We start from the raw sequence: 22813 nt of genomic DNA on the forward strand, positions 1-22813 counted from the left end.
ATATTAATTTTATAGGTTAGTTAAAGAAGAAAAAAAAAAGAATCAACTGTTATAAGTTGATTCTCTAGACTTCTTCAAATTTTCGATCCTGAAATTTTGCTACCTTTTTCCGGTTCCCACATATTTTCATAGAACACCATTTTCGTTTCCCACTCTTATCTATAAATAATAAAACACAGTCAGGATTTGAACACCTTTTAAGGAAAATAAGCTTATTTTCTGCTATTAACGTTAAAGCATCAAATGCAATTAACGATGCGAGTACATCCTCGATTTCTCCAACCGGGATAGATACTAGCTGCTGTTCAATGATTTTATATGTAAATGGTGCTTTCTCAATTTGTGTTTCTAAATACGTAACAAAATCATTGGAAATTTCGTGCTGATCAGCAATTACCTCAAACTGTTTTCTCAGTACCTCTCTTACTTCCAATATAATAGATGTCACTTGATTCGTGCGCTCTTGAATCCTTATAAATGTTTTTTCATTCCAAAAAGGAAGACTAACCTTTATTACATGTAGCCATTCTAATACATCTTCATTTGTTATTAATAAATCATAACGTTGTCCACGCCTAACTAGCTCTGTATTTACTAAATCTAATGAGAGATTTCCAGATATAAGCGGGAATTGTTTTTTGTCCTGCATGTACTCATCACCTTCTCTTTAAATAATCATATTCCAAATTAATACAGAAGTGCAACTTTTTTATAAACTACAAAGTATGAAGATCCAAGCCTTTAGCCATAATTACGACTAAAGGCTTTTTGTAGATAAGTAAATGAAAAGGAGCTAATTTTATGGAACATAATAAAAATGGAGTGCTTGCTTTAATCGTTTTGTTTGTAGGACTAGCATTTTTTGTTATCGGTATGGTTTATCATTTATGGGGAACGGTTTAAAAATAAATAATAATTCATTTAAGAAAAAGTACTCGTATGAGTACTTTTTTTAATGTCATATAAAAACATTCTAAACTTACTTACATGCATACAATCATCAATTATAGTTATATAATTGGGAAGGTTGTAAATTATCAATCTATATCTATATTGATTAGGAAAGGAGCTAAAAATGTTAGAAATCATTTTTGTTGCTGTATTACTTTTATCTAGTATCATTCCCATCTTTATCAAACGGGGTTTGACGAAAAAAAATGGAGTCCTTTTACTAATAAATTATGCATTATTATTTGCCACCATCATTGTAATTGGTGCAAACTGGCGTATGATTCCCGCCTATTTCTTATTGTTCGTTTTAACATTACAAGTTTTTTTGAAACCAAAAACTACAGCCGTTTCTAAAAAGTTAGTGATGAAAGTTTTAAAAGGTTTAGGAATTATCGTAACTGCTATCGCAATGTTTACATTACCTTTACTTTTTCCGATCATAACACTCCCAGAGCCTACTGGAAAATATACAGTAGGAACGAAAGCTTTTCATTTAATTGATACAAATCGAAAAGAAACCACTGTACCAAATAATCATGGAAATCGTGAGTTAATGATACAAGTATACTATCCTGCCGCAAAAGGATCAGGGAAGCCTTCTGCCTATTTTGAGAACATAAACGAGCTGGCTGAACAATTGGCAGTAACAAACGGTGCTCCATATATCGTAACGACACATTTAGGGCTGACAAAAACACATTCTTATCAGAATGCTAAGCCACTTCAAGATAAAGAAAAATTCCCCCTCCTTTTATTCGGCCATGGGATGGGATTATATGGTCAACAAAATACATTCCAGTTAGAGGAATTAGCTAGTCAAGGCTATGTAGTAATCGCTCTTAATTTTACAGGATATGCAGCAACAACGATTTTCCCTAATGGAAACCGTGTAGACTCTATACCAATTGAATATACACCTACCGCCTTAAATACCATAGTTCAAAAATGGGAACAGGATACTACTTTTGTTTTAAATGAAGTAATAGAAGGCAATTTCGATAAAAGTTTTAAAACTATTGCAGACTTAATTGACTATGACAAAATTGGAATGTTCGGTCACTCTTTTGGTGGAGCAACTGCCGCACAAATGTTAGTGAAGGATACGCGTATTAAAGCTGCAATTAATATGGATGGTGGATTGTATGGCGATCCAATGCCTAAAGACGGTCCTCAAAAACCATTCATGTTGATGAATGCTGAAGCTACGATTCATTTTATGAAAGAGGCTGAGAATCCAAAGACAACCGGAATCCAAAATGAATTATTGGAAATAGTCTATTTAAGAAATAAAACTATTGAAAAACCGGGCGTGTACACAGTGGTAATTCCAAAAACAAACCATACTAGTTTTACAGATTTAGCAGCATTTTCACCTATTATTAATGAACCTGGCGAAGATGTAGCCACAAACTACAAACTGATTAATAAACTAGTAACTAGCTTTTTCGATCAAACTTTAAAAGGTAAAAGCGAAAATCATTTAGAAGAAATTCAGAAACAACACCCTGAACTTCCTCTCATTAAACACAAATAACTATTTTCCTAGTTATGTAACCCCTCCTTATGTTTGAGGGGTTTCTACTTTAACACAATTATAAAAAGGCCCCATTACTGGGGCTCTTAAAAAATAATAAGAATAAATGAATTAAAACAAATAACAGACAACTAAAATATATATGCTTAACATTATATAATCTATATATTTATGTAAAATTACATAAATATATAGATTATTATACGCTATACTAAAATAGGAGTCGACAATCGTTATTTTCTTCTTATTTTTAAAGCAATATGGATATACCTTCTTAACTCATTTGGATTGGATAAGAAAAGAAGACAGCTTAAATTGATGTCTTCTTTTTTTATAATTTTATGAATTTTTTTGAGCAGCTGCTCTCCAATCACGAAAAGATGTTGGGCGTCCAGAAAAAGCTCTTTGCTTTGTAACAGATGTTTTTTCTTCAGGAGTCATTGTTTTTTCTTTAAGAGTCGCTGGTTTTTCTTTAAGCGTCACTGATTTTTCTTCAAGAATAGTCACAGCTGTTTGCATTTTTTCTAACTGTTCTTTCAACAATTGTTGTTCAATCTTTAAATCCGTAAGTAAACGTAAAATCATCTCAGAATTAGCCATAAGATCCTCCTTCCCCCAATACACAGAATAAAATACAATATGTAGAAGACGAAATACCGGTGACAAAAATAAGGTCGTCAACTCTTTTTAACTTCCAAAATCCTTTTATTTTTTTAAGGACCTGCTCCATTCATCCTTAAAAACATAAATTAAATTAAATCCATTAATAAATGGTCTTTATGGAAGGAGGAGTTAATATGGGCTATGGCGGTAGTTGTGGTGGAGGCTGTGGTTTCGGCGGCGGATTTGCCTTACTTGTTGTGCTCTTCATCTTATTAATCATCGTTGGCGCTAGCTGTTGGGGCGGCGGATTCGGCTGCTAAGGAGAGGCACTCTTGAGAGTGTCTTTTTTTTTGATATGCGGCTCGTATACATATTGTTCAAATCTATATATTTTTTAAAAATATATATTTAAAACATATTTCTCAATGAATAAAATAACTTAACATGGTAAAATAATATTTGGATGGGAGTCCAATATATTATTAAAATTAAGATGGTTCAAGTCGAAGGAAGGCACCTTAGGGTGTCTTTTCTTTTTTATAAATAATTATAAATTAAAATTACAAAGGATGCTTACTACTTACAAGGAACATTTTCTTCCGTACAACTATTTATTTGAAACTAATTACTATTATAAATATAAAGAAATTATGGATAAAGTAGTGAGGTAAATAAAACAAAATATAGATTTAATTCATGTTTCTCAACGAGGTACTACCAGCATTTTCAAAAAAATATGCTAAGCAAAAAAATAATCAGCTGTCCATATGGACAGCTGATTTACATCATTACATTTCTATTATTTATCTTACCACTTGTACAGATACTGGTTTCCACCCCTGATTTTCTACCCAATCAATATTAACCTTATATTTTTTATTATTTTGCTTATCTCGTACATTACCGTATGCTTTATTACTACCATTATTCCCAATAAAATCGAAAATCAATTGGCTCTCTGGAACATCAACAGCATAAGAAATTGCTTTTTTCATCTCACTCCAATCTACTGTTCCTTCTTTAAATTTCATTTCAGGTTTTGCTCCTTGCTCGGTACCAATTGGCTTCCAAGAAGGATTAGTTTGAGAACCCTTTTCTTGAGATGTCGTTTTTTCTTCCTCATTATTTTCAGTTCCGTTCGTTTTTACCGATTTTTCTGTTTTTGATTTCTCTTCTAACTGTGCTGCCTCTTTATCTTCAGTTTTCTTTTCTTCTATCTTTGCTGTTTCTTTATCTTCAGTTTTCTTCTCTTCTATCTTTGCTGTTTCTTTATCTTCAGCTTTCTTCTCTTCTATCTTTGCTGTTTCTTTATCTTCAGTTTTCTTCTCTTCTATCTTTGCTGTTTCTTTATCTTCAGTTTTCTTCTCTTCTATCTTTGTTACTTTCTTTTCTTGAGCAATTGCTTTCTTTGATGTATTAGAAGCGGTAAATAACTGGTATGTCACTATACCAACTGTCACTAATACCAAAGTAAATGCAATATTAAAAATTGCCTTTTGACGACGATTCTGTTGTTTTTCTTGAAATCTGCTTACTTGTCCCATTCTTCAAACCTCCGTGTTTACTTTCTCCTCTACTCTTTATGTATTATCCCTAAAATTCTTAATATTTTTATTAAACAATAGAAATAAACTACACTTTCCATACAGGATTTCATATCATAATAAAATTTGTGTTTTTTCAAGTATCTGACATATGTTATTCAAAATAGTTTAATACATTAAAAATTGATAAGCTTCTGCACTTAAGAAACCTTCAATTTTATTCAAAGGTGATTCCAATTATGTCCATATTAGATCTCCTGTAGAAAGCTTTTTAACAATTAAACCTCTTCTTCCCTTATTTATAATTTTTAAATTAAATTTCCCTCTATAGTATAATAAAGATGTTTCGTTTTCTAATGGGGTATGTCGTAAAATCAAAAGGGATTTTATCTCTTTTACCTTCTTTTCAGAGTAAATTTCACCACTAGGAAATTCTATTATTCCTAATGTAATCTTTAATTCGCTCTCATCGAAAGGCCACTCCTTATTAAGTTCCCTTATCTTTTGTATAAAGCTTCTTTTGGTTTGTCCTATATATAGCAATGTTACACTCTTAGCACATACTCTAGAGATTGCAAATATCCCCTTCTTAGAAGCTTCTTCCCTATTATAAAAATCATTTATACTATACATTCCATACCATTTAATATGTACTGTTTCTATGAATCTCACCTCATTTTTAGACAATATTATAATTTCTGAATGTTCAAATTATAATGGGCGCATAGTCCTGATTACTTGAATTATAAATTGTGCTTTTCAATAATACATTTTATTATTACTAATTTCAATAATACAAAAAAAAATACAATATTATAGTTTAATTACAAAACTTTATAAAAAAACAAAGTGATGTCGTACCAAATATTATATTTTTTCAATATCAGACTACCACGAACAAAAGTTAGAGAGTTATGGAATAAAATATAATTTGTATGTACATACATTTCTTTAAAAAGAAGTTTTGTAGTTTGCAACTGAATTAAAAAAACATAGATTTTTATGACTCTTTTTGGGATATAGCAAAGTGGGATCTTTTATATGCACGTTACTATACCGAACTTTCGGTATAGTATTTTTTTGCAGCTCCTTGATTTTTCACCAAATACGTATAAAAATTAATAGTATGAAAATAAACTGCTGGCTAAAAGTTTACTTTCGATAAAATAAAAAAGGACCTACTCCATTCATTCTTAAAAACATAAAGTAAAGTGAACCCGTTAAAATACATGAATGGCCCTTAGTTTTAATCCTCTTACCTAAAGGAGGAACTATTATGGGCTATGGTGGTAGTTGCGGAGAAGGCTGTGGTTTTGCTGGAGGATTTGCTTTGCTTGTTGTACTCTTTATACTATTAATCATTATCGGATGCAGTTGCTTCTGCTAAAAAACTATTAGAAAGGACACTCTTATATGGGTGTCTTTTCTTTATGAAAAATATCTATAACCTTTTTCTTATGACTTTTAACATCAACAAAGGGTGATACAAACTATTACATATGTTTGTACCACCCTTTATTGATGCGTTTAAACTTCACAAGTGTTGAAGTTTTAGACTTCTCCCTTAGTGCACCCATATTATTAGAACATCCTGTAATCTGTAGACAAAATGTAGCTAATAAAAACAATATTAATAATTTCTTCAATAAATCCTCCTACATACATAAAACACCATATATCACAAAACAAACATAACATCAACTCTTTATAAAAACAATAAAATCCTCGTTCCTTAAGCTATCTCTTAACATAGGAGTACCGCTACAAATCCATTTTTAAAATATCCTCTACTTAAGGAATTTGTAAGTATCAAGTAAGAAAAACGAGAACTTTGCTTCGTATAATCAAAATATAAAGTGAAGGAAGAAAGATTATTTCTGAAGTTTATATGCATGTGGAAAAGGAGAAATCTACGTTTGTTTAGAGTAATAATATAAATGTGTCCAAGTTTTGGAGATTAATTGTAAATATTTTGAGGTTTTTGTACCAGAATTCTAATTACCGTACTTGTTTTTTACCAGCACATATTGGAGGTTAAAACATGAATAAAAAAAAGAAAATACAAAAATCAGTACTTACTAAAATGTACCCTATAGAATAGACTTTTTTCAAGTGTCTATTCTATAGGGTACATTTTAAAGACTACTCTTGTTTCTTTTCCTTCTCTTCTTTTTCAATTTCCGATACAGACTTTGCTGGTTTTTTCATGTAGTTATCATATAGTTCTCCAGAACATCCAAATTTACTTTCAAAGTCCTTTGTAGTACTAATACTAGCATTAAACCACAATTCCTTATCATCATTTATATATCCTTTTATATAAGGAATACCCATTGGATTTACTTTATGTTCTGTAAATGTGATAGATTTCACGTTTTTAACATTATGATGAATATACTTTTCTACTCGTGTTCCTTGTCGTTTCCAAAATTGTTCTTCTTTTTCTTTTTCTTTTAAGTATTCCATTGTAAAATACCCTCCTGCTATGAGCACCAGAGCAGATACAACCCAAATGATTACTTTCTTCATTAGAAAATCTCCTTATAAAAAACCTACCAATGGATTCTTCTTAAAATGAGACAGAGAAGAAAAGAGTAGTACAAAGACTACTCTTGTTGTTTTTCTTTCTCCTCCTTTTCAATTTCAGATACTGATTTTTTAGGGTTTTTTATTAGTTTTCCAAGTTCTCCAGAACGTGTGAAATCATCTTCGAAATTTTCTGTAGTACTAATATAAGCTATAAAATACAATTCTTCATTATTGTTTATATAACCTTTTAATCTGGGAACACCCATTGGACTTACACTGTGTTCTTTAAATGTAATCGATTTTACATCTTGAATATTGTAATGAATATACTTTTCTACTCGTGCCTCTTGTGCCTTCCAAAACTTTTCTTCTTTTTCTTTTTGTTTTAAGTATTCCATAGTAAAATATCCTCCTGCTATGATCACCACAGCAGATACAACCAAAATCATTACTTTCTTCATTGGAAATCTCCTTATAAAAAGCCTACCAATGTATTCTTCTTAAAATGGGATACAGAAAATAAGAGTAGTGCAAAGACTACTCTTGTTTTTTTTCTTTCTCTTCTTTTTCGATTTCAGATACAGATTTTGCAGGTTTTTTTATCATTTCATCTAATTCTCCAGAACGCGTAAATTTATTTTCAAAGTTTTTAGTTGTACTTATACTAGCTATAAAATCTAATTCTTTATTATTGTTTATATAACCTTTTAATTTAGGGACTCCCATAGGACTTACACCCTTTTCTATAAACGTAATAGATTTTACATCTTCAATATTATAATAAATATACTTTTCTACTCGTGCCTCTTGTACTTTCCAAAATTGTTCTTCTTTTTCTTTTTGTTTTAAGTATTCCATAGTAAAATACCCTCCTGCTATAATACAAATAATGGATAAAAAAATCACCAATTTCTTTTTCATTAAAAATCCCCTTGTATTTGAATATAGTTAAAATATACCATGAAATGAGTTGAGACATATGAATGAATTAAAAAAAAATCCAATTGCGACAGATGAAGATTATTTCGAGTTATCAGATAAAGTTTATGATCCCGAAGTTTTAAAAAAGAAAAAAGTAATAACAGGAAGTAACGGGAAAGAATGGAAAGTTATAGAAACATTTGATGCAGATAAAACAAAAGTAAAAAATGGATTACAAGCAATCGCTGTAGTACCTGCAGATAAGTATAAGCCTGGTAAAAAACAGTATGACGATGTAATCATTGCATTCCGTGGTACTGAATTTGATAGATTCGATGGAGATAAAACCACAGATATAGTTCAAATTACACTTGGACAGAAAAAGAACCTTGGTGTAGCAGGCGGAAAAGCTCCGACATCATTTGATAGTGCATTAGAATTTACAGAAAAAATTAAGAAAAAATATAATCCTACATCTATTCACACTACCGGACATAGTAAAGGTGCTGCGGAGGCTCAATATGTAGCAGCAGAAATGAATTGTTATGCAACAACATATGCTGCACCAAATATTTATAGATTACTAAGTGATAAAGCAAAAAAACGAGTAGATGAAGGCGTAATGGAAAATAAAGTAGTAGATTATACTCATAAAGAAGATGCTGTAGGAAATTTCAATCAATTTGGAGCACCTATGATTGGTAAACAATTTACAACGAAAAGTAATGGAACAGATAGTATTCTCGCGGCTGTATTTATGGGACAACATCCAATGTCAACATTTCTAGAAATGTTCCACAATAATGGTAGTGTTCGACTAGAATTAGAACCAGATGATATCATTCGTCATGCAAAAGAGATACAAAAAATAAGCGATATATTATCTGATATTATTAGAAATATAGAAAGATTTCAACAACAAGAAGAAGAGGAAGTTGCGAAATTAAAGAGTCAATTGAAGCATGAGACAGGCCCTGGAGGAAAATATCATCTGTTAGAAGAACATGAAGTAGATGAAGCAATTAGAGAGGTTGCAAAAATATCCCAAAACGGAAGAGACTATTTTCATGATGTACAACTAGCAGAAGAACTAATTCATCTTTTACGGAAAAAACAAAAAGAATTGATTCATTTTGGAGATGACATTGCTTATGCAGCTAATTCATTACGAGATAAAGATAATCAATTAGGAACCAATTTTGAAGGACTGGTGGCGAGATAATATGACGGATTTTATAGGGGAAATTCAAAAAATAGAGAAAGAAATAGAGAAAGCTACAGTTGGTGCAGTTGGAACTATTATAGATGAGTTGCAAGCTGTTAAAAAGCAATTAGAAAAAGAATTGCAACAATCACTTTTAAAAACTGATGTAGCATTCAAAACAAATAGCATAGTAGCAAGCCAAAAACATGCCATTCAAAAAAACAAAGAAGCATTTCATGATGTATGCAAAAGTTTATCTGAACAAGGAATTGAATTAAACAAAAGTTTTGAAAGCAAAACAGGTAGTGCAATAAAAGAAACATTAAATAAACATCTCAATCAAATTCGAAATGAAATGATTTCTAAACAATATGATTTAATTAATAGTTGTGGAAAAAAATAAAAAATTTCTATTATTATTTTAATCTATATGTATTAGAAAAAGTCCCCTTATGTAGGACTTTTTCTAATACACGAATAGATGCTATATTATCAAGCATTGCTCCTGCTTCCATTCTATGTAGCTTTAATTTCCTAAAAGCGAAATCTACAACAAGTTGAAGAGCCTCTATTGTATAGCCCTTAGCATTATGCTCCTTATCTAAAGTAAATCCTGTATAACAGCTTTGGAGGTCTCCCCTAACAATTTGAGTTAATGAAATGTCTCCGATCAGTTTATCATTTTCTCTTAAAAAGATTCCAAAAGGATTACTTGCCTCAGCTGTCTTTTTTAATGCTTGTTCAAGACGTATTTTTTGATGTTATTCTGTATAAAAACTTCTGGGAGCAACCTGTTCTGTTGGCTTGATGAGCATGACATGCCGCCAATATTCCGAAAAAAAATCACGCTAAACAAAAAACTATAATAAACTTTCCATATGAGCAGCTTATTTACATAAAAAAAGACACCCTAAGGTGCCTTTCTCCGACTAGATAACCACTTTAATTTTACTAATGTGTATTGGACTTTCCATCCTCAATGAATGGAAAGTAGAGATGCTTCAATTATGTACCGATCTGGAGCGTCTCCTATATAGTCAAAAGGATAACAAGTTGTTAATGTTAATGTTGGCTCACTTTTTTCTACAATAACTGTTCGATCTTCTGAATCTGTTATCCAATGCTTGTTAATTTCATATGTATATGTTTTATTTTCATATTCCACGATAAGTTGGTCATTTTCCTTTAATTGACCAAGCTCGGTAAAAACAGTATCTCTATGTCCACTTAAAACTGTATGACCATTTCCAGATGGTGTAGTAGTTAAGTCACTAACAAACATACCTACACCCTTTTTTAGTACTTTATCATCAGCTCCCCAATATATAGAGTATTTCTTTTGTATTTTAGGGATAATTAAATATGCTACTTTATCTCCTAACTGATGGTTTACCTTTGAAGCAGGAATTTGTACAGGTTTTTCTTGTAATGAAGTGTCAGTCTTTATCTCTGTCTCTATTTGATTGATGTTTTGCGTTTCATTTTCTTTAGAAGGTGTGGAGGTCTCATATTGTTTAGCCTCGTTAGTTGTTAACGACTCTGCTGATTGTCTAGCACTATACCATTCTAGAAAATAATAGGAAAAGATAGTAAGTCCAATAACAGTTAAACATAAGCCTATCCATTGTTTTTTATTCACTTTTATCACTCCATTTGAAAACGACAGGATTTCTCCTGCCGTTTTAAGGAACTATTTTATGCGTTTGTCTTTTTACGACGGAACATTAATACAGAACCAGCTAATGCTAATCCTAAGCTTGCTAACATCATTGTAACACCGTTTGATGCTGTATTAGGTAATTTTTCACCTTGTTTTTTTGTTTCTTTTTTCACAACTGTATTAGTATTTTTCTTTGTTTCTTTTGCAGTTGTTTGAGGCTTAGTTTGTTCTTGTTTATGATTTGTTGTTTGGTTATTTTGTTTTGAATTCTCTTGCTTAGTGTTTTCTTGTTTAACAGGTTCTTGTTTAGTGTTTTCCTGTTTAGTATTTTCTTGTTTAGGTTGTTCTTGAGGTTTAGTAGTTTCTTTATTTTCTGTTGTAGTATTTGTGCTCTTTGGATATTTATAATCTTCACATGGAATGCCGTCTTTATCATTATCTAAACGGTGTGGATCATTTCCAACACCATATCCATTTTGATCCCAGAATGCTTGAGCATCTTGTTGACTTTTAAAATGGCCACAGTTTTTTGTATCATTAGGACTCTTAGCTGCAAATGCAGAAGAACTGTACCCCACTGTTAATAGTGTTACCGCTGTTGCTGAAGCTAATAATTTTTTCATAAATTTCTTTATCCCCCTAAATGGTATGTATTTACATTGAAATATTTTACATTTAAAAATCTAAAAATACAATAATAATTTGTAGATAAATGTAAGATTTCTAGATAATAATACCAAACTGTTAATTCATATATTGTCATATTATGTCGAAAGAAAATAAAAAAAGAGCCAAAGCTCTCTTTAATAACTAATACTAACCATAGTCACTATTCTCACAGTAATATGAATTTGATTTATCACAACAAATATATGTTGTTTGTTGGATAAATAATGGAATCAGTAAAGCGTTAGCTGTAGTAGCATTTGAGACAGTAATACTTGAACATCCTCAAATAAGAAAGCTCTTGTATCTCCCGGTGTTAATGTAATTATTACAATTCTACATGCCTAATAAAGAAAAGGTATACCGTATACTTTATACAGTTGGCTATTGTCAGGAATCATTTTGCACGAAAGAAAAGACACTCTATATGAGTGTCTTTTCCAATAGTTTTTAGCAGAAGCAAGAAGCTCCAACGATGATTAATAAAATGAATAACACAACTAATAAAGCAAAGCCTCCAGAAAAGCCACAACCGCCACAACTACCACCATAACCCATAATAGTTCCTCCTTTAGATAAGAGGGGAAAACTAAGGTTCACTCATGTATTTTAATGGATTCGTTTCATCTTATGTTTTTCCGCATTGATTGAGCAGGTCCTTTCGAAAACTATTCACATATTAACTATATTTTTAAAAATAAATAATTTAACTATATCAATATATAGATAAGTTAATATAATGTATTAATCCTAAAAGAAGGGAGGGATAGCCATGCAATTAGTTTGTTTTAAAATAGTAAGTGGTCAATATTTCTTATTTGTAGAAGGTATTCAAATTCCTGTACCAATTCCAGCAGTTGCTGCAGCTTTATTAATTGGTTTAGGAGTAATTCCACTTTGTTCTTAATGTAAAGAATTCGGACCATTCCTATCTTTCCATTGGAAAAGCCTCAAGTATATGAATACTTGAGGCTTTCTTTATATCAGAGAAAAAACACCTTACAGCGCTTGAAGATCTCCTGATTTAATTAATGCGGCCGTTACATCATCACCGAAAGTATTGAGACAGAATACTTGCTCGTCTACCTTATCCATCACTGTAGCTTCACCTATCACGCCACCTTGAAGTTTAATAAAATAGTTATGTTCTTCTACAATTTTACTAAAATCTCTATTTGCCCATCTTTCAGTAATTGCTAATAGCTCTTCTTTGTTCTTGAAATTGTTCCCGTTTAGAATATTTCTTACTTTCTCTGCATTCTTTTTGGACATAGGGGTTGCTCCCTTTCCTTCACACGCTTTTACTTTTTGATGAGTCATGCTATGCATAGCTGAAATAACTTCTTCTTCAGTAGAAGTTACTGTAATGTGAAGTTGTGCATTTGAACCTTTCACTTCTGCTTCATTCGATAGTATGTCTTCTTTATTAACCTCTGCAAAAACATGGTCCTCACCCTTAAGCGGGACTTCAGCAAACTGTAATATTCCATAAGTCATACCAGTTGCAAGTACTACTCCCCCTATAATAGATGCTAGCCAATACGTTAGCTTCTTATCCATCTTCACTTCCCCCGTCTTCGTTTACATACATTAACTAAAGAATACCATATTTAATTCCTTTTTATTGAAGAGTCTCTAATTTCTACTATTTAAAAATATTCTCATCGTCTAATGTAATACGATATAATCATTTTATAATACAAAAAAACCATATTCTCATTCCCTATTTTTTTGGAGGTGATTGTATTGAATAAAAACATCAATCTACTTCTTCAAATGATAATTGGAATTATAATTATGATCGCACCTATTCTCATAACAGGATCTATATACGATGTCACTAAATCATTTGGTGAACTATTAGTGGCAGAACTTATTATAAGAACACTTTCTCTCATTATTGGACTTTTAGTTATTAGCACAGCTTTGCATCGTTATTCTCAATAATTATTCATGTTCAAAAAATACAAATATTTTACATACCAATTCTTATGTATTAAGACATCAAAAACAAGTGTTACGAAAAAAATATAAAAAAGACATCTTTTTTAGGGAAAGATGTCTTTTTATATAAACCTTAATTCTCGTTCTGTAAAACCCTCGCTGCCGTTACTCCCTGTTTCTCTTCTTTTAAAAACAACGAGACGATAAATGCAACAATGATAAAGACTAACCCTAGTGTAAATGCACCTTGGAATCCGGATGTTAAACCGTTTAACTTCTCCACTGGGTCCAGTGGGTTTGCGGAGCTTTCCATATAGCTAGTTGTTCCTGAAGACATTTTCGAAATAAAGATAGCCGTACCAATTGCGCCAGCTACTTGTTGCAGTGTGCTAAACAGTGCTGTTCCGTGCGGATATAGATCTGGTGTTAATTGATTTAAACCGTATGTTTGTGCTGTCATAACAAACATGAGTCCAACCATTAATACGCTATGCATAACAATAATTTGTACCATTGATGTATCAGGAGTAATACCTTTAAACAAGAACATTGCAATTCCTACTAAGACAATACCGGGAACGATAATAACTTTCGGACTAAATTTATCAAATAGTTTACCTGCGATTGGCCCCATTATGGCGCTAATAACACTTCCCGGAAGCATGATGATTCCTGATTTAAAAGCTGTAACGAGTAAAACTGTTTGCAGGAACATCGGTAATAAAGTCATCGTTGAAAATAACGACATCATCACAATGACGATTAATCCAACTGATAATGTAAACATCGGAACTTTAAATGCGCGTAATTCTAAAATTGGATTCTCAATTTTTAATTGTCGGACGACAAAAATACATAATGAGATAAATCCAACAAGTAAAGCGCCATACACTTTCGTATCAGACCATCCTAAATCACCTGATGCACTAAAGCTATACACAAGTCCGCCAAATCCGAGTGTCGATAAAAGGATTGATGGGTAATCTACTTTTGGTCTTGTTAACTCTGAAACATTTTGAATGTACTTCATCCCAATCATAATGGAAATGATCACGATAGGAATAACAATATAGAATAACCAGCGCCAATTTAATGAATCCACAATTACTCCAGATAATGTAGGGCCAATTGCCGGAGCTGCCATCATCACGAGTGCGATTAATCCCATTGTCGCACCACGTTTTTCAGGTGTACAAATGATTAAAATCGTATTCATTAATAACGGTGTAATTAACCCCGTCGCTACAGCTTGGACGATACGGCCAATTAATAAAACGGAAAATGTCGGTGCGAATCCCGCAATTAATGTACCGACTAAAAACGTTACCATAGCGATCAAAAACATTTGCCTCGTTGTGAGCCATTGTTGAAGTAACGCTGTAATTGGGACTAAAACACCAACTACTAACATGTAAGCTGTAGAAAGCCATTGAATTGTTGAAGCTGTTACACCAAATTCTTTCATTAATACGGTTAACGCATTACCAAGTAACGTTTCGTTTAATAACGCAACCATTGCTCCTAAAAGTAACGCAATTAAAATGGGGGTATGTTTCAAATTAGAAGTATCAACTTTGCCACTTGCTGGGCTCTTAGTTGTCATATTCATTTACAAATTCTCCTCCTGTTTCTTACTTAAAAAACTTTAAATACACCGGAACACATGTAATATAATATACATATGTAGATTAAAAAGGGAGAATCAATTTTCAGCCACTGTATATTTAATCTACAAAAAAGGAGAATTGTAGATGAACGATAATGAAAAACAACTTGATTTACGTATTAGACGTACACATAAATTACTGTGGGATTCCTTATTTGAATTAATGACGCAATCAAAACAGAAATATAGTACGATCACGATTAACCAAATATGTGACCGCGCAATGGTACACCGAACAACCTTTTATAAACACTTCGAAGATAAAGATGCTTTATTAGCATTTGGATTTAAACGATATAGCAAGATGATTGCTGAAATACCAGTTTCAGATCGATTAAGTAAACCATTTCAAGTAATGGAACAATTCCTACACCATGAAGAAATCGGTAAAATATTAGAAACGCAAATGTCTGATGAACAATTCATTAACCGGACACAGTATTTAAGTCACGAAACGAGAAAACAAGAAATAGAAGCGTTACATCAACTGCGCAAAAATCATACGATGCCAAATGATTTAATCATTGAATTTTATTCAGGGGCAATCACCTCATTAAGCGCATGGTGGTTTAAAAATGAAAGAAAAGTTTCTGCTGCTGAAATGGATAGGTATCTTCACCAACTTATTAACCAGGATATTTTTCAGTTTGAAAAAGAATAAGACTACACCTTTTCAATCATGGAATCAAATTGACCATAAAGTAGGAGTATGATATATTTTCGGTAGAATATTATATAAGTGTGACAGCGAATAAATTGGCATATAATAAAAAGAAGAGATGCGCTAACATCTCTTCCCTAACTGCTACCGTATGGGTGGTAGTTATTATAAGCTATTTCTTTTTACGAAACCCACCCTTTTGCTTCCTACGGCGCGGAGTGGTTTTTTTGTTGTCCTTATCCAGAAGTTGCTTCCGCAAAAAATACGCTGAAACTTCACGTACAGTCGCTTTTACAAATTCTTTTACAAGGTCAAACAAAAACTCCATATTATTACCCCCTTTCCTTCCAAATGGAAAGAAGGGATAACCACCCACCCTCACAATATGCAGTTACATATATTTTAGCAAATGATTGTAAAGATATTATGTAAACAAAACAAATGAAATTTTATATAGAAAATATGAGTTTATATTATTTTTATTCTCTTCACTTAAATTTTCTTTTTTAATGAAAATTTTTCAGATGCTATCTTTGAATAAATAGCATCTGAAAAATGTTAAAAGGAATTTCCCCTAGTGTCTTCTTATATTTTATGTAATCTACATATTTGACCTTTTCTACATCCTTTGATTACTTACTGAATATAGTCATACAGATTTTTCGCTAACAATAAACAAGTTACTGTAATGAAAAGAGCACGAACATACCCACTTCCTTTTTTTATAGCGAATTTGGAGCCGACAATTCCTCCAGCAATTTGAGCAATCCCCATTATGAAGCCATACACATAGTTTACTTGCCCTACGTACATAAACATCAACAATGCACCAACATTACTTCCTAAATTAAGAAACTTCGCAGTACCTGCTGCTTTTAAAAAATCATACCCAATAAATAAAAGAGAAAACATTAAAAACGAACCTGTGCCAGGCCCTAGAAATCCATCATAAAAACCAATAGCAAAAATAAAAAAGGTAAAAATAATGACGTGTCGACCAGACAATTTTTTATGAGTGGAAATACTTCCCCAATCCTTCTTGAATATCGTATAAATAGCGACCACACCAAGCATGATCAGCATTAATAGCTTCAGTACTTCTGGATTCATTAAATGAACGGTCCATGCCCCTATTATGGAACCTATGAAAGTGATTGGAAATAATTTAAACGCCGATTTCAAATCAAGATTACCAGAACGATAAAACACAATATTACTAGTTGCACTTCCCATTGTCGATGCTAGTTTATTCGTAGCTACTGCACTTGCTGGATTCAGTCCTGTAAATAATAAAGCTGGTAAAGCAATGAGTCCACCACCACCTACAACTGAATCAATAAATGCAGCTACAAATCCAAAAACAATCAAAATCATTAATACGGATGGGTCTAAATAAAAATCCATACTAGTAGCCTCCCCTTTAGTCACTATTGTAATAGTAACTACCAATTTGCTAAATGTAAAGAGTTATTGTAACGTTGAACCAATCGGGCTTTTACGGGCAGTTGATTCCCACCTAACTTCTTTGCTTCCGCTGAATTTTGAGGTGGGGGTCTTACTGCCCGTTAAAGCGGGATAAAAGCAAACATCGGAGGACGAAAAAAGTGGACTACATAGTGCAACAGCTTAAAAAAATTGGTTTCAATGAATATGAAGCTAAATCTTATGTATCTCTTGTTAAACAAGGGCCTGTCACAGCCTACCAAGTGAGTAAGGATTCGGGTGTCCCAAGAGCGCGAATTTATGAGATTTTAGGTAACCTTGTAGAAAAAGGAATTGTCATGAAGGAAGAAATAAATGACACCACTCGCTATTCACCTCTACCTGTTGAAATCTTTTTACAGAAAGCTCAATCAGAATGGCATTCTACTTATGAAGGAATCAGTGATTCATTAAAAAAACTCGAAACTTCCGAGGAAAAAACGGATAATCGAGTGATTACTTTAAAAGACAACAAAACAATCATTAGCTATTGTCAGGCATTAATAAAAAAAGCAGAACAACGTATTGTCATTTCAATGTGGGATGAGATGTATGAAGCGTTAAAAGAGGAACTATGTGAGGTAGCTGATAAAGTTTCAGTACAAGGTATTACCTTACATGTTGAAAATCCAATTAAAAATCTAGAAGCTCATCGTATCACACCTTATACAGAAACCCTCTCTACAGAACATTGGTTTATTGTATCGATAGATTCTAAAGAGATGATTTATGGACCATCAATTGAAGAGCGTAATATTGCTTTTTATACAGATGACCCCGTTCATATATACTTACTTGAGGATTATGTATGGCATGACGTTTTAGTGAATCGACTTGTCCGACGTAGCCAAGACGACTTGGAGCAATGGATCACTGCAGAGAGACGATCTTTCTTTATGGGGAAATAAGAAGTATATTGAAGAGCAAATCAAAAAATTTGCGTATTAAACCTAACAACTTCTCCTTATAAAAATAGCCGACTATTATATAATAGTCGGCTATTTTTAACATGTTGATTTATGCAGACACTGCCACTTTCTCTTTACGAAACATTCCCATTAGCCCACCGATTAATAGTAAAACTGCAGGTAAAATATAAATGAAAGAAATACAAATGAATCCTCCAATTGCAGCAATTGTCATCATAGCCCCGCCCACTTTTGCTTTACTTTTTACCATAACTGATCCAACGATACCTAGAATTGATAATGCGACCGCTGCCCAACCTAAACCAATTACATTACTCGCTCCTTCTGCCTCCATAGCAGAAGCGACTCCACCTATAAATAAAGCAATAAATGCACATAAAATACCGAAAATACCACCAATAAGTCCTAATACAAATTCTGTTGTACGTTTCATTTTGAATCCCCTATCCTTCCTTTATTTCATTCCCATTTGTGCTTTACTCGTAGCAAGTTTTTGCCCATCTTTTTCAGTAAATGTAACATTAAAATTCGCTCCAAGGTCACCATTAATATTCTTTGTCCAGCTAGCAATAATCATTTTAATATCCCCAGCTTGAGACTCCGCTTTATTATCCGGCTCTCCAAACTTTGCGACCACATCTTCGTATTTCTCCCCACCCGCACCAGTTAAAGAATCACCTACTTTAATAGCTTCTACGTCAGCTGCTGAAATTTTCTTTTTACTTTCTTTATTTTCTTTCTTCGTTTCTTGCTTCGGCTCTTCTTTTTTCTCATTAGAAGCTTCCTTAGTAGCATCATCACATGCCACTAAACTTAATGCTACAGCACTTCCTAAAACCAATACCCCTAGTTTTTTTAACATTTCAAATCCCCCTATTAACTATAATGTAAGATTTCCAAGCCTATCTTAGCAAATAACCCACCCAAAATTTGTCATATTATGTCATGGATAATAAAAAAAAGAGCAACACTGAATATCACCCCTTTTAATCGGATAAACGCTTCTCCCACTCTTTCACCTTTTCAATTGTTACATCTAATTTTTTAGCTATTTCTTCTACACTCATTCCTTTAAAGAGCATTCCAGCTGCCGAAAGTGCTTTATCAATTTCTTCTTGCTTCTCTTGTTCATATAAACGACCTACTTTTGTCATCTGTAACCACTCCTTTACTTTTTTATATACCTTCTTCTATTTTATCATCCAACCTCCACAAACCGCCCAAACTCCTTCAAAAATCTCAGCTTAAAACTACCAACAGGCCCATTCCGGTGCTTCGCCACATGAATCTCCGTCATCTCTTTCTGCACCGTTTCCTTATCATAATAATCCTCACGATACATAAGCATAATGACATCCGCATCTTGCTCAATTTGCCCAGTCTCTCTTAAGTCAGATAAAAGAGGTCGCTTATCTTGCCGTGCTTCTACCGAACGAGATAATTGCGACAACGCGACTACACAAACATTTAATTCGCGAGCCAATACCTTAAGCTTACGCGAAATTTCACTAATCTCTTGAAATCGATTGCCCCTATGCTTCGGATCACCCGTAATAAGCTGCAAGTAATCTACAATGACTAAAACCTTCTTATCACCGTTCTTCCTCTTTAACTTACGAGTTTGCATCCAAATATCTTGCACCGAAATGCCTACGTTATCATAAATTTCAAGCGGTAATTCCCCGATTTCCGCAAACGCCTTACTCACCTTTTCCCAGTCCTCTATCGCGAAACGATGCTTCGGATTTTTCAGCCTACCTCCTGACACCTCGCCTACGCAAGACGCCACCCTTTTTAACAATTGCTTACTACTCATCTCTAATGAAAATAATCCTACCGCCGCTCCAGATTTCGCCGCATGCAGTCCAACATTTAGCGCAAACGCAGTCTTCCCCATAGAAGGTCGCGCACCAAGGACAACAAAATCACCATCCTGCAATCCGCACGTCATTTTATTTAGCGATGTATAACCAGTCTCAATACCAGTAATCTCTTTCGCATCTTGATGAAGCTCTTCATATAAATCAACTAGCGCATCCTTCAAATCAAACTCACATACACAGTCCTTTTCCTCTAACTCACAAAGTGCCGTAATCGTCTCACCAATAATTTTCTCATTCTTCTCCGCAATAAGACGCTCCCCCATTTTGTGCCCGAGAACACCCGCCTGATACATTTTCCAGGCACCTCGAACAAGCCCCTCATAATAAGAGAAGTTGGCAGTTGTAGGCACACCATCCATTAACCCTATAAAATACTCCATTCCCCCGATCCCCTCTAAAAACTTCGGATCTACCCTAGAAATGAACGTCACAAGATCAATCGGTTGCCCCTCTTCTTCCATTTTCCGCATTAACTGAAATATAGACTTGTGCACTGACAGAGAAAAATACTGCTCCGTCAAACGGCACTCCTTAATAAGCTCTCCATCAATTAATAGAGAACCTAACACCGTCTTTTCCGCCTCCACATTTTGAATACTCATGGCCGCCACCCGCGCTCCGCTAAAAAGCGCTGCAACTCTTCCTCAGACGGCGCATTCTTCTCCCACTCCTCACACCTCGCCAAAAACTCCTCCGTCTCCCCCGTACTAACAGACGACTCCTTCTTCCGAAAGCTCGCCGTATCCGCCTCAACCTCACACACTTTCGTAAATCCTTTCCCGTGCCACCCTCTCAAAATCCCCTTCACATAAGCAACCGTCCGCTTATTATTCTCAAACGCAATTTGAAGAGCCTTCAGCACAAGCTCCTCTGACAAATCTTCCATCCACGCACTCAGTTCCTCCACAGTATGCGGAGACAAACTACCGAAATGCTCCTCATAAAAAGAAAACACGCGACGTCCCGTTTCCTCCTCTATAACCTCTTCTTCCTCTGTCTCCTCGCAAACTGGCTCGACATCATCCACAGCCAAATCACTCGGCATGCCGAAATGCGCTAAAAGCATCGGAACATTCAGCTCTTCCTCAACGCACTTCTGAAGAAACATATGTACAAACTCCTTATTCTTCACACCCTTAAGCTCACGAAGCACACACTTCTCCACATTCGTATTCGTCACCGGATTATAACGAAGCCAATTTAAAACGAATAACTCCCGAGTATCCGCATCATAAAGAATCTTCCCATAATCAATGAAGCGCTGCACAAGCTTATCAACAGTCTCTCGATTATAACCCGTCTCCATCTCAGCTAACCGCTTCGGAAAAGGAAAAATCCCACACTGCGTCGTCTTCGAACAAGTTAACAAATAAACATAAAAATACCGCTCCTCCGGCGTCAAATCCAAAACAAAATCATCCTGCCAAAAATTCACCTGCACAGTACGATACACCGCCATCCTAATTCCTCCCGTCTCCGTTCAAAAGTAAAAACCTCTTCATAATATATATGGGAGGATGGCAGGGTTTTTGGCGTGTTATTTCAAAATTTTTTTCGACTCCTACTACTACGGTGTTTGTTGGTGTTTTTGTTTTGTTATGTTTTTTCTTAGTGATTTATTACTTGGTAGGGGCTTGTAAGGGGCTTAGGAGGGGCTATTTATCGGTTACTTCGATTAGGAAGATTCGATCTGAGAAGCCGCCTCGTTCTTCTGCTTTCTTTTTACGGATGTTGTTGATTTCTTTTAGTGTTGTGCCTTCGTGTTTGGTTAGGGGGTTTATTAGTTTTAGGAGGTTTAATAGTTCTTCGAGTTTGTAGGGTTTTGTTTTTACTTCTAGGTATTCGGTTAGTTCTTCTTGTGTTTTTTTTCAGAGTTCTTTTATGTATTCGTCTTCGGGTAGAATTCTTGTTATGGGTGTTTTTCCATTGGTTTTTATTATTTGTGGGATTTTGTTTCGGATTAGTTTGTTGTAGGTTGGCATGGGAATTCGAATAATGGAGTTCAGAATTTTTTGATGATATCCTCTATATCGCTTTGAGGTGTATCAAAATAGTTTGTTATCTCCTGTATTAAATGGAGAAATTCTTTCACGGTAACTGGAACATCATGATGAGTTGGATTTCCCTTCCTTATATCCTTTCACATCGCTGCATCCATTCTTTTAACGATCCTATCTTAATTTTATACTTTGAACAGATTTATTGGAGTATACGTTCTCCTGTTTTATAAGCAAGTAACACTTCCTTTTTAAACTTCATAGAGTATGGGTTTTTGACATAGAAAAAAACTTTAAGGTAGACAAGTTTTTATTTTTTAATCTGTCTACCTTAAAGGGAACATATCAATTTGTCGATGTGACCTTTCTAATTTAGTAAGAACACAGAATACTATACATCTCGACCACATTATCCCGCTAGATGTATACGGTAGTAATGACGCTTCAAATTTCCAATTATTATGCGAAAGGTGCAACACTTCTAAAGGAGCAAGATTTACAACCACCAGCTTAGTAAGCACTCCTGTTTGGAATTTGTAAATATCGTTCTAATTCACTAATAATGCTCTCTAATCATCGTCATATCCTCTTTTTATTTTCTAATAAATAAGGCCATATCAAAAGCAAGCATCCCCCGAT

The 22813-nt window shown here is 33.8% G+C and carries 30 protein-coding genes and 3 pseudogenes; 10 read left to right on the forward strand and 23 right to left on the reverse strand.

All coding sequences use genetic code 11. From position 1 onward, the window contains the following. Positions 1-64 precede the first annotated feature (64 nt). Positions 65-649 carry a CGNR zinc finger domain-containing protein gene (locus tag N2V92_RS02435; RefSeq protein WP_001152933.1) on the reverse strand — a complete coding sequence of 195 codons (585 nt, stop codon included), beginning with the start codon at positions 647-649 and terminating at the stop codon, positions 65-67. A 426-nt stretch (positions 650-1075) separates the two neighbouring features. Here N2V92_RS02435 and N2V92_RS02440 point away from each other — a divergent pair, with 426 nt between their 5' ends. Continuing rightward, positions 1076-2485: an alpha/beta hydrolase family protein gene (locus N2V92_RS02440; protein ID WP_000889698.1), complete on the forward strand. Its 1410-nt coding sequence runs from the start codon at positions 1076-1078 to the stop codon at positions 2483-2485. 339 nt (positions 2486-2824) lie between these two features. Here the strand turns inward: N2V92_RS02440 and N2V92_RS02445 are convergent, their stop codons facing one another. After that, a complete protein-coding gene (locus N2V92_RS02445) occupies positions 2825-3085 on the reverse strand; it encodes a hypothetical protein (RefSeq protein WP_000013695.1) in 261 nt (86 codons plus the stop codon). A 197-nt stretch (positions 3086-3282) separates the two neighbouring features. On the opposite strand from N2V92_RS02445, the gene N2V92_RS02450 reads away from it, so the two are divergent. Continuing rightward, on the forward strand, positions 3283-3408 hold the full coding sequence (locus N2V92_RS02450) for a YjcZ family sporulation protein (RefSeq protein WP_000540377.1): 126 nt from the start codon (positions 3283-3285) through the stop codon (positions 3406-3408). A gap of 483 nt (positions 3409-3891) precedes the next feature. Here N2V92_RS02450 and N2V92_RS02455 read toward each other — a convergent pair whose 3' ends face one another. Both N2V92_RS02455 and N2V92_RS02460 read right to left on the reverse strand, forming a co-directional pair. Beyond that, positions 3892-4632, reverse strand: a complete 741-nt coding sequence (locus tag N2V92_RS02455; RefSeq protein WP_042597230.1) for a YrrS family protein — start codon at positions 4630-4632, stop codon at positions 3892-3894. A gap of 237 nt (positions 4633-4869) precedes the next feature. Beyond that, positions 4870-5304 (reverse strand): hypothetical protein, encoded by a 435-nt coding sequence (locus N2V92_RS02460; protein WP_002100802.1) that lies wholly within the window; start codon positions 5302-5304, stop codon positions 4870-4872. 604 nt (positions 5305-5908) lie between these two features. Here N2V92_RS02460 and N2V92_RS02465 point away from each other — a divergent pair. Then, a complete protein-coding gene (locus N2V92_RS02465) occupies positions 5909-6019 on the forward strand; it encodes a YjcZ family sporulation protein (protein WP_000540371.1) in 111 nt (36 codons plus the stop codon). A 106-nt stretch (positions 6020-6125) separates the two neighbouring features. Here the strand turns inward: N2V92_RS02465 and N2V92_RS02470 are convergent, their stop codons facing one another. From N2V92_RS02470 to N2V92_RS02485, 4 genes are all read right to left on the reverse strand, one after another. Beyond that, positions 6126-6278, reverse strand: a complete 153-nt coding sequence (locus N2V92_RS02470) for a hypothetical protein (protein WP_000734746.1) — start codon at positions 6276-6278, stop codon at positions 6126-6128. A gap of 496 nt (positions 6279-6774) precedes the next feature. Continuing rightward, positions 6775-7161: a DUF1433 domain-containing protein gene (locus N2V92_RS02475; RefSeq protein ID WP_016078012.1), complete on the reverse strand. Its 387-nt coding sequence runs from the start codon at positions 7159-7161 to the stop codon at positions 6775-6777. Between the two features lie 77 nt (positions 7162-7238). Then, complete coding sequence (locus N2V92_RS02480; protein WP_016078013.1) at positions 7239-7622, reverse strand: DUF1433 domain-containing protein; 384 nt, start codon at positions 7620-7622, stop codon at positions 7239-7241. 76 nt (positions 7623-7698) lie between these two features. After that, positions 7699-8082, reverse strand: coding sequence for a DUF1433 domain-containing protein (locus N2V92_RS02485; RefSeq protein ID WP_000728326.1), 384 nt, complete (start codon positions 8080-8082; stop codon positions 7699-7701). A 58-nt stretch (positions 8083-8140) separates the two neighbouring features. Here N2V92_RS02485 and N2V92_RS02490 point away from each other — a divergent pair, with 58 nt between their 5' ends. Next, on the forward strand, positions 8141-9304 hold the full coding sequence (locus N2V92_RS02490) for a hypothetical protein (protein WP_016078014.1): 1164 nt from the start codon (positions 8141-8143) through the stop codon (positions 9302-9304). A gap of 1 nt (position 9305) precedes the next feature. Beyond that, complete coding sequence (locus tag N2V92_RS02495; protein WP_000129120.1) at positions 9306-9689, forward strand: hypothetical protein; 384 nt, start codon at positions 9306-9308, stop codon at positions 9687-9689. Between the two features lie 13 nt (positions 9690-9702). Here N2V92_RS02495 and N2V92_RS02500 read toward each other — a convergent pair. The 4 genes and pseudogenes from N2V92_RS02500 to N2V92_RS02515 form a co-directional block, all read right to left on the reverse strand. Continuing rightward, positions 9703-10071: pseudogene (locus tag N2V92_RS02500) on the reverse strand (GNAT family N-acetyltransferase); the annotation flags it as partial. A 191-nt stretch (positions 10072-10262) separates the two neighbouring features. Continuing rightward, positions 10263-10925 carry a class D sortase gene (locus N2V92_RS02505; protein ID WP_001036100.1) on the reverse strand — a complete coding sequence of 221 codons (663 nt, stop codon included), beginning with the start codon at positions 10923-10925 and terminating at the stop codon, positions 10263-10265. A gap of 56 nt (positions 10926-10981) precedes the next feature. Further along, a complete protein-coding gene (locus N2V92_RS02510) occupies positions 10982-11569 on the reverse strand; it encodes an excalibur calcium-binding domain-containing protein (RefSeq protein ID WP_000734532.1) in 588 nt (195 codons plus the stop codon). 493 nt (positions 11570-12062) lie between these two features. Then, a complete protein-coding gene (locus tag N2V92_RS02515) occupies positions 12063-12170 on the reverse strand; it encodes a YjcZ family sporulation protein (protein WP_000540375.1) in 108 nt (35 codons plus the stop codon). A 214-nt stretch (positions 12171-12384) separates the two neighbouring features. Here N2V92_RS02515 and N2V92_RS02520 point away from each other — a divergent pair, with 214 nt between their 5' ends. Beyond that, entirely contained in the window at positions 12385-12519 is a 135-nt protein-coding gene (locus N2V92_RS02520) for a hypothetical protein (RefSeq protein WP_001177693.1), read from the forward strand. A gap of 92 nt (positions 12520-12611) precedes the next feature. Here N2V92_RS02520 and N2V92_RS02525 read toward each other — a convergent pair whose 3' ends face one another. Then, entirely contained in the window at positions 12612-13172 is a 561-nt protein-coding gene (locus tag N2V92_RS02525) for a PRK06770 family protein (RefSeq protein ID WP_016078015.1), read from the reverse strand. Between the two features lie 186 nt (positions 13173-13358). Between N2V92_RS02525 and N2V92_RS02530 the strand changes: the two genes are divergently transcribed. Beyond that, complete coding sequence (locus tag N2V92_RS02530; RefSeq protein WP_033668908.1) at positions 13359-13559, forward strand: hypothetical protein; 201 nt, start codon at positions 13359-13361, stop codon at positions 13557-13559. A 130-nt stretch (positions 13560-13689) separates the two neighbouring features. On the opposite strand, the gene N2V92_RS02535 is transcribed toward N2V92_RS02530, so the two are convergent. Further along, positions 13690-15165: an MDR family MFS transporter gene (locus N2V92_RS02535; RefSeq protein WP_016078016.1), complete on the reverse strand. Its 1476-nt coding sequence runs from the start codon at positions 15163-15165 to the stop codon at positions 13690-13692. 142 nt (positions 15166-15307) lie between these two features. On the opposite strand from N2V92_RS02535, the gene N2V92_RS02540 reads away from it, so the two are divergent. Beyond that, entirely contained in the window at positions 15308-15883 is a 576-nt protein-coding gene (locus N2V92_RS02540; protein ID WP_000999304.1) for a TetR/AcrR family transcriptional regulator, read from the forward strand. A 172-nt stretch (positions 15884-16055) separates the two neighbouring features. Here N2V92_RS02540 and N2V92_RS02545 read toward each other — a convergent pair whose 3' ends face one another. Both N2V92_RS02545 and N2V92_RS02550 read right to left on the reverse strand, forming a co-directional pair. Continuing rightward, positions 16056-16211, reverse strand: coding sequence for a hypothetical protein (locus tag N2V92_RS02545; RefSeq protein WP_016078017.1), 156 nt, complete (start codon positions 16209-16211; stop codon positions 16056-16058). 308 nt (positions 16212-16519) lie between these two features. Continuing rightward, positions 16520-17287: a TSUP family transporter gene (locus tag N2V92_RS02550; protein WP_016078018.1), complete on the reverse strand. Its 768-nt coding sequence runs from the start codon at positions 17285-17287 to the stop codon at positions 16520-16522. 200 nt (positions 17288-17487) lie between these two features. Between N2V92_RS02550 and N2V92_RS02555 the strand changes: the two genes are divergently transcribed. Continuing rightward, positions 17488-18273 (forward strand): TrmB family transcriptional regulator, encoded by a 786-nt coding sequence (locus N2V92_RS02555; RefSeq protein WP_016078019.1) that lies wholly within the window; start codon positions 17488-17490, stop codon positions 18271-18273. A 109-nt stretch (positions 18274-18382) separates the two neighbouring features. Here N2V92_RS02555 and N2V92_RS02560 read toward each other — a convergent pair whose 3' ends face one another. From N2V92_RS02560 to N2V92_RS29970, 7 genes and pseudogenes are all read right to left on the reverse strand, one after another. Continuing rightward, on the reverse strand, positions 18383-18727 hold the full coding sequence (locus tag N2V92_RS02560; protein WP_000831855.1) for a DUF4064 domain-containing protein: 345 nt from the start codon (positions 18725-18727) through the stop codon (positions 18383-18385). A gap of 21 nt (positions 18728-18748) precedes the next feature. Further along, positions 18749-19156, reverse strand: a complete 408-nt coding sequence (locus N2V92_RS02565; protein WP_016078020.1) for a DUF3862 domain-containing protein — start codon at positions 19154-19156, stop codon at positions 18749-18751. Between the two features lie 124 nt (positions 19157-19280). Continuing rightward, positions 19281-19448 (reverse strand): hypothetical protein, encoded by a 168-nt coding sequence (locus tag N2V92_RS02570; protein ID WP_016078021.1) that lies wholly within the window; start codon positions 19446-19448, stop codon positions 19281-19283. 44 nt (positions 19449-19492) lie between these two features. Beyond that, positions 19493-20779: a replicative DNA helicase gene (gene dnaB / locus N2V92_RS02575; protein ID WP_016078022.1), complete on the reverse strand. Its 1287-nt coding sequence runs from the start codon at positions 20777-20779 to the stop codon at positions 19493-19495. Further along, on the reverse strand, positions 20776-21636 hold the full coding sequence (locus tag N2V92_RS02580; protein WP_000312179.1) for a DnaD domain-containing protein: 861 nt from the start codon (positions 21634-21636) through the stop codon (positions 20776-20778). The genes dnaB and N2V92_RS02580 overlap by 4 nt, the downstream gene beginning before the upstream one ends. 196 nt (positions 21637-21832) lie before the next feature. Then, a pseudogene (locus N2V92_RS02585) lies at positions 21833-22159 on the reverse strand (nucleoside triphosphate pyrophosphohydrolase). Positions 22160-22182: 23 nt separating this feature from the next. Beyond that, positions 22183-22299: pseudogene (locus N2V92_RS29970) on the reverse strand (MerR family transcriptional regulator); the annotation flags it as partial. Positions 22300-22522: 223 nt separating this feature from the next. Here N2V92_RS29970 and N2V92_RS02590 point away from each other — a divergent pair. Further along, the gene (locus tag N2V92_RS02590; RefSeq protein WP_223697815.1) at positions 22523-22714 is read left to right on the forward strand and encodes an HNH endonuclease; all 192 of its coding nucleotides are present in this window, start codon (positions 22523-22525) and stop codon (positions 22712-22714) included. Positions 22715-22813 lie beyond the last annotated feature (99 nt).

Source organism: Bacillus sp. CH_48 (genome assembly GCF_038008465.1).
Taxonomy (GTDB): domain Bacteria; phylum Bacillota; class Bacilli; order Bacillales; family Bacillaceae_G; genus Bacillus_A; species Bacillus_A thuringiensis_S.

What these genes read in the sequence shown, in the direction of transcription:
- N2V92_RS02435 (WP_001152933.1), bottom strand. Translation starts at nt 649, where the DNA reads ATGCAGGACAAAAAACAATTCCCGCTTATATCTGGAAATCTCTCATTA.
- N2V92_RS02440 (WP_000889698.1), top strand. Translation starts at nt 1,076, where the DNA reads ATGTTAGAAATCATTTTTGTTGCTGTATTACTTTTATCTAGTATCATT.
- N2V92_RS02445 (WP_000013695.1), bottom strand. Translation starts at nt 3,085, where the DNA reads ATGGCTAATTCTGAGATGATTTTACGTTTACTTACGGATTTAAAGATT.
- N2V92_RS02450 (WP_000540377.1), top strand. Translation starts at nt 3,283, where the DNA reads ATGGGCTATGGCGGTAGTTGTGGTGGAGGCTGTGGTTTCGGCGGCGGA.
- N2V92_RS02455 (WP_042597230.1), bottom strand. Translation starts at nt 4,632, where the DNA reads ATGGGACAAGTAAGCAGATTTCAAGAAAAACAACAGAATCGTCGTCAA.
- N2V92_RS02465 (WP_000540371.1), top strand. Translation starts at nt 5,909, where the DNA reads ATGGGCTATGGTGGTAGTTGCGGAGAAGGCTGTGGTTTTGCTGGAGGA.
- N2V92_RS02475 (WP_016078012.1), bottom strand. Translation starts at nt 7,161, where the DNA reads ATGAAGAAAGTAATCATTTGGGTTGTATCTGCTCTGGTGCTCATAGCA.
- N2V92_RS02480 (WP_016078013.1), bottom strand. Translation starts at nt 7,622, where the DNA reads ATGAAGAAAGTAATGATTTTGGTTGTATCTGCTGTGGTGATCATAGCA.
- N2V92_RS02485 (WP_000728326.1), bottom strand. Translation starts at nt 8,082, where the DNA reads ATGAAAAAGAAATTGGTGATTTTTTTATCCATTATTTGTATTATAGCA.
- N2V92_RS02490 (WP_016078014.1), top strand. Translation starts at nt 8,141, where the DNA reads ATGAATGAATTAAAAAAAAATCCAATTGCGACAGATGAAGATTATTTC.
- N2V92_RS02495 (WP_000129120.1), top strand. Translation starts at nt 9,306, where the DNA reads ATGACGGATTTTATAGGGGAAATTCAAAAAATAGAGAAAGAAATAGAG.
- N2V92_RS02510 (WP_000734532.1), bottom strand. Translation starts at nt 11,569, where the DNA reads ATGAAAAAATTATTAGCTTCAGCAACAGCGGTAACACTATTAACAGTG.
- N2V92_RS02515 (WP_000540375.1), bottom strand. Translation starts at nt 12,170, where the DNA reads ATGGGTTATGGTGGTAGTTGTGGCGGTTGTGGCTTTTCTGGAGGCTTT.
- N2V92_RS02520 (WP_001177693.1), top strand. Translation starts at nt 12,385, where the DNA reads ATGCAATTAGTTTGTTTTAAAATAGTAAGTGGTCAATATTTCTTATTT.
- N2V92_RS02525 (WP_016078015.1), bottom strand. Translation starts at nt 13,172, where the DNA reads ATGGATAAGAAGCTAACGTATTGGCTAGCATCTATTATAGGGGGAGTA.
- N2V92_RS02535 (WP_016078016.1), bottom strand. Translation starts at nt 15,165, where the DNA reads ATGAATATGACAACTAAGAGCCCAGCAAGTGGCAAAGTTGATACTTCT.
- N2V92_RS02540 (WP_000999304.1), top strand. Translation starts at nt 15,308, where the DNA reads ATGAACGATAATGAAAAACAACTTGATTTACGTATTAGACGTACACAT.
- N2V92_RS02545 (WP_016078017.1), bottom strand. Translation starts at nt 16,211, where the DNA reads ATGGAGTTTTTGTTTGACCTTGTAAAAGAATTTGTAAAAGCGACTGTA.
- N2V92_RS02550 (WP_016078018.1), bottom strand. Translation starts at nt 17,287, where the DNA reads ATGGATTTTTATTTAGACCCATCCGTATTAATGATTTTGATTGTTTTT.
- N2V92_RS02560 (WP_000831855.1), bottom strand. Translation starts at nt 18,727, where the DNA reads ATGAAACGTACAACAGAATTTGTATTAGGACTTATTGGTGGTATTTTC.
- N2V92_RS02565 (WP_016078020.1), bottom strand. Translation starts at nt 19,156, where the DNA reads ATGTTAAAAAAACTAGGGGTATTGGTTTTAGGAAGTGCTGTAGCATTA.
- N2V92_RS02570 (WP_016078021.1), bottom strand. Translation starts at nt 19,448, where the DNA reads ATGACAAAAGTAGGTCGTTTATATGAACAAGAGAAGCAAGAAGAAATT.
- dnaB (WP_016078022.1), bottom strand. Translation starts at nt 20,779, where the DNA reads ATGAGTATTCAAAATGTGGAGGCGGAAAAGACGGTGTTAGGTTCTCTA.
- N2V92_RS02580 (WP_000312179.1), bottom strand. Translation starts at nt 21,636, where the DNA reads ATGGCGGTGTATCGTACTGTGCAGGTGAATTTTTGGCAGGATGATTTT.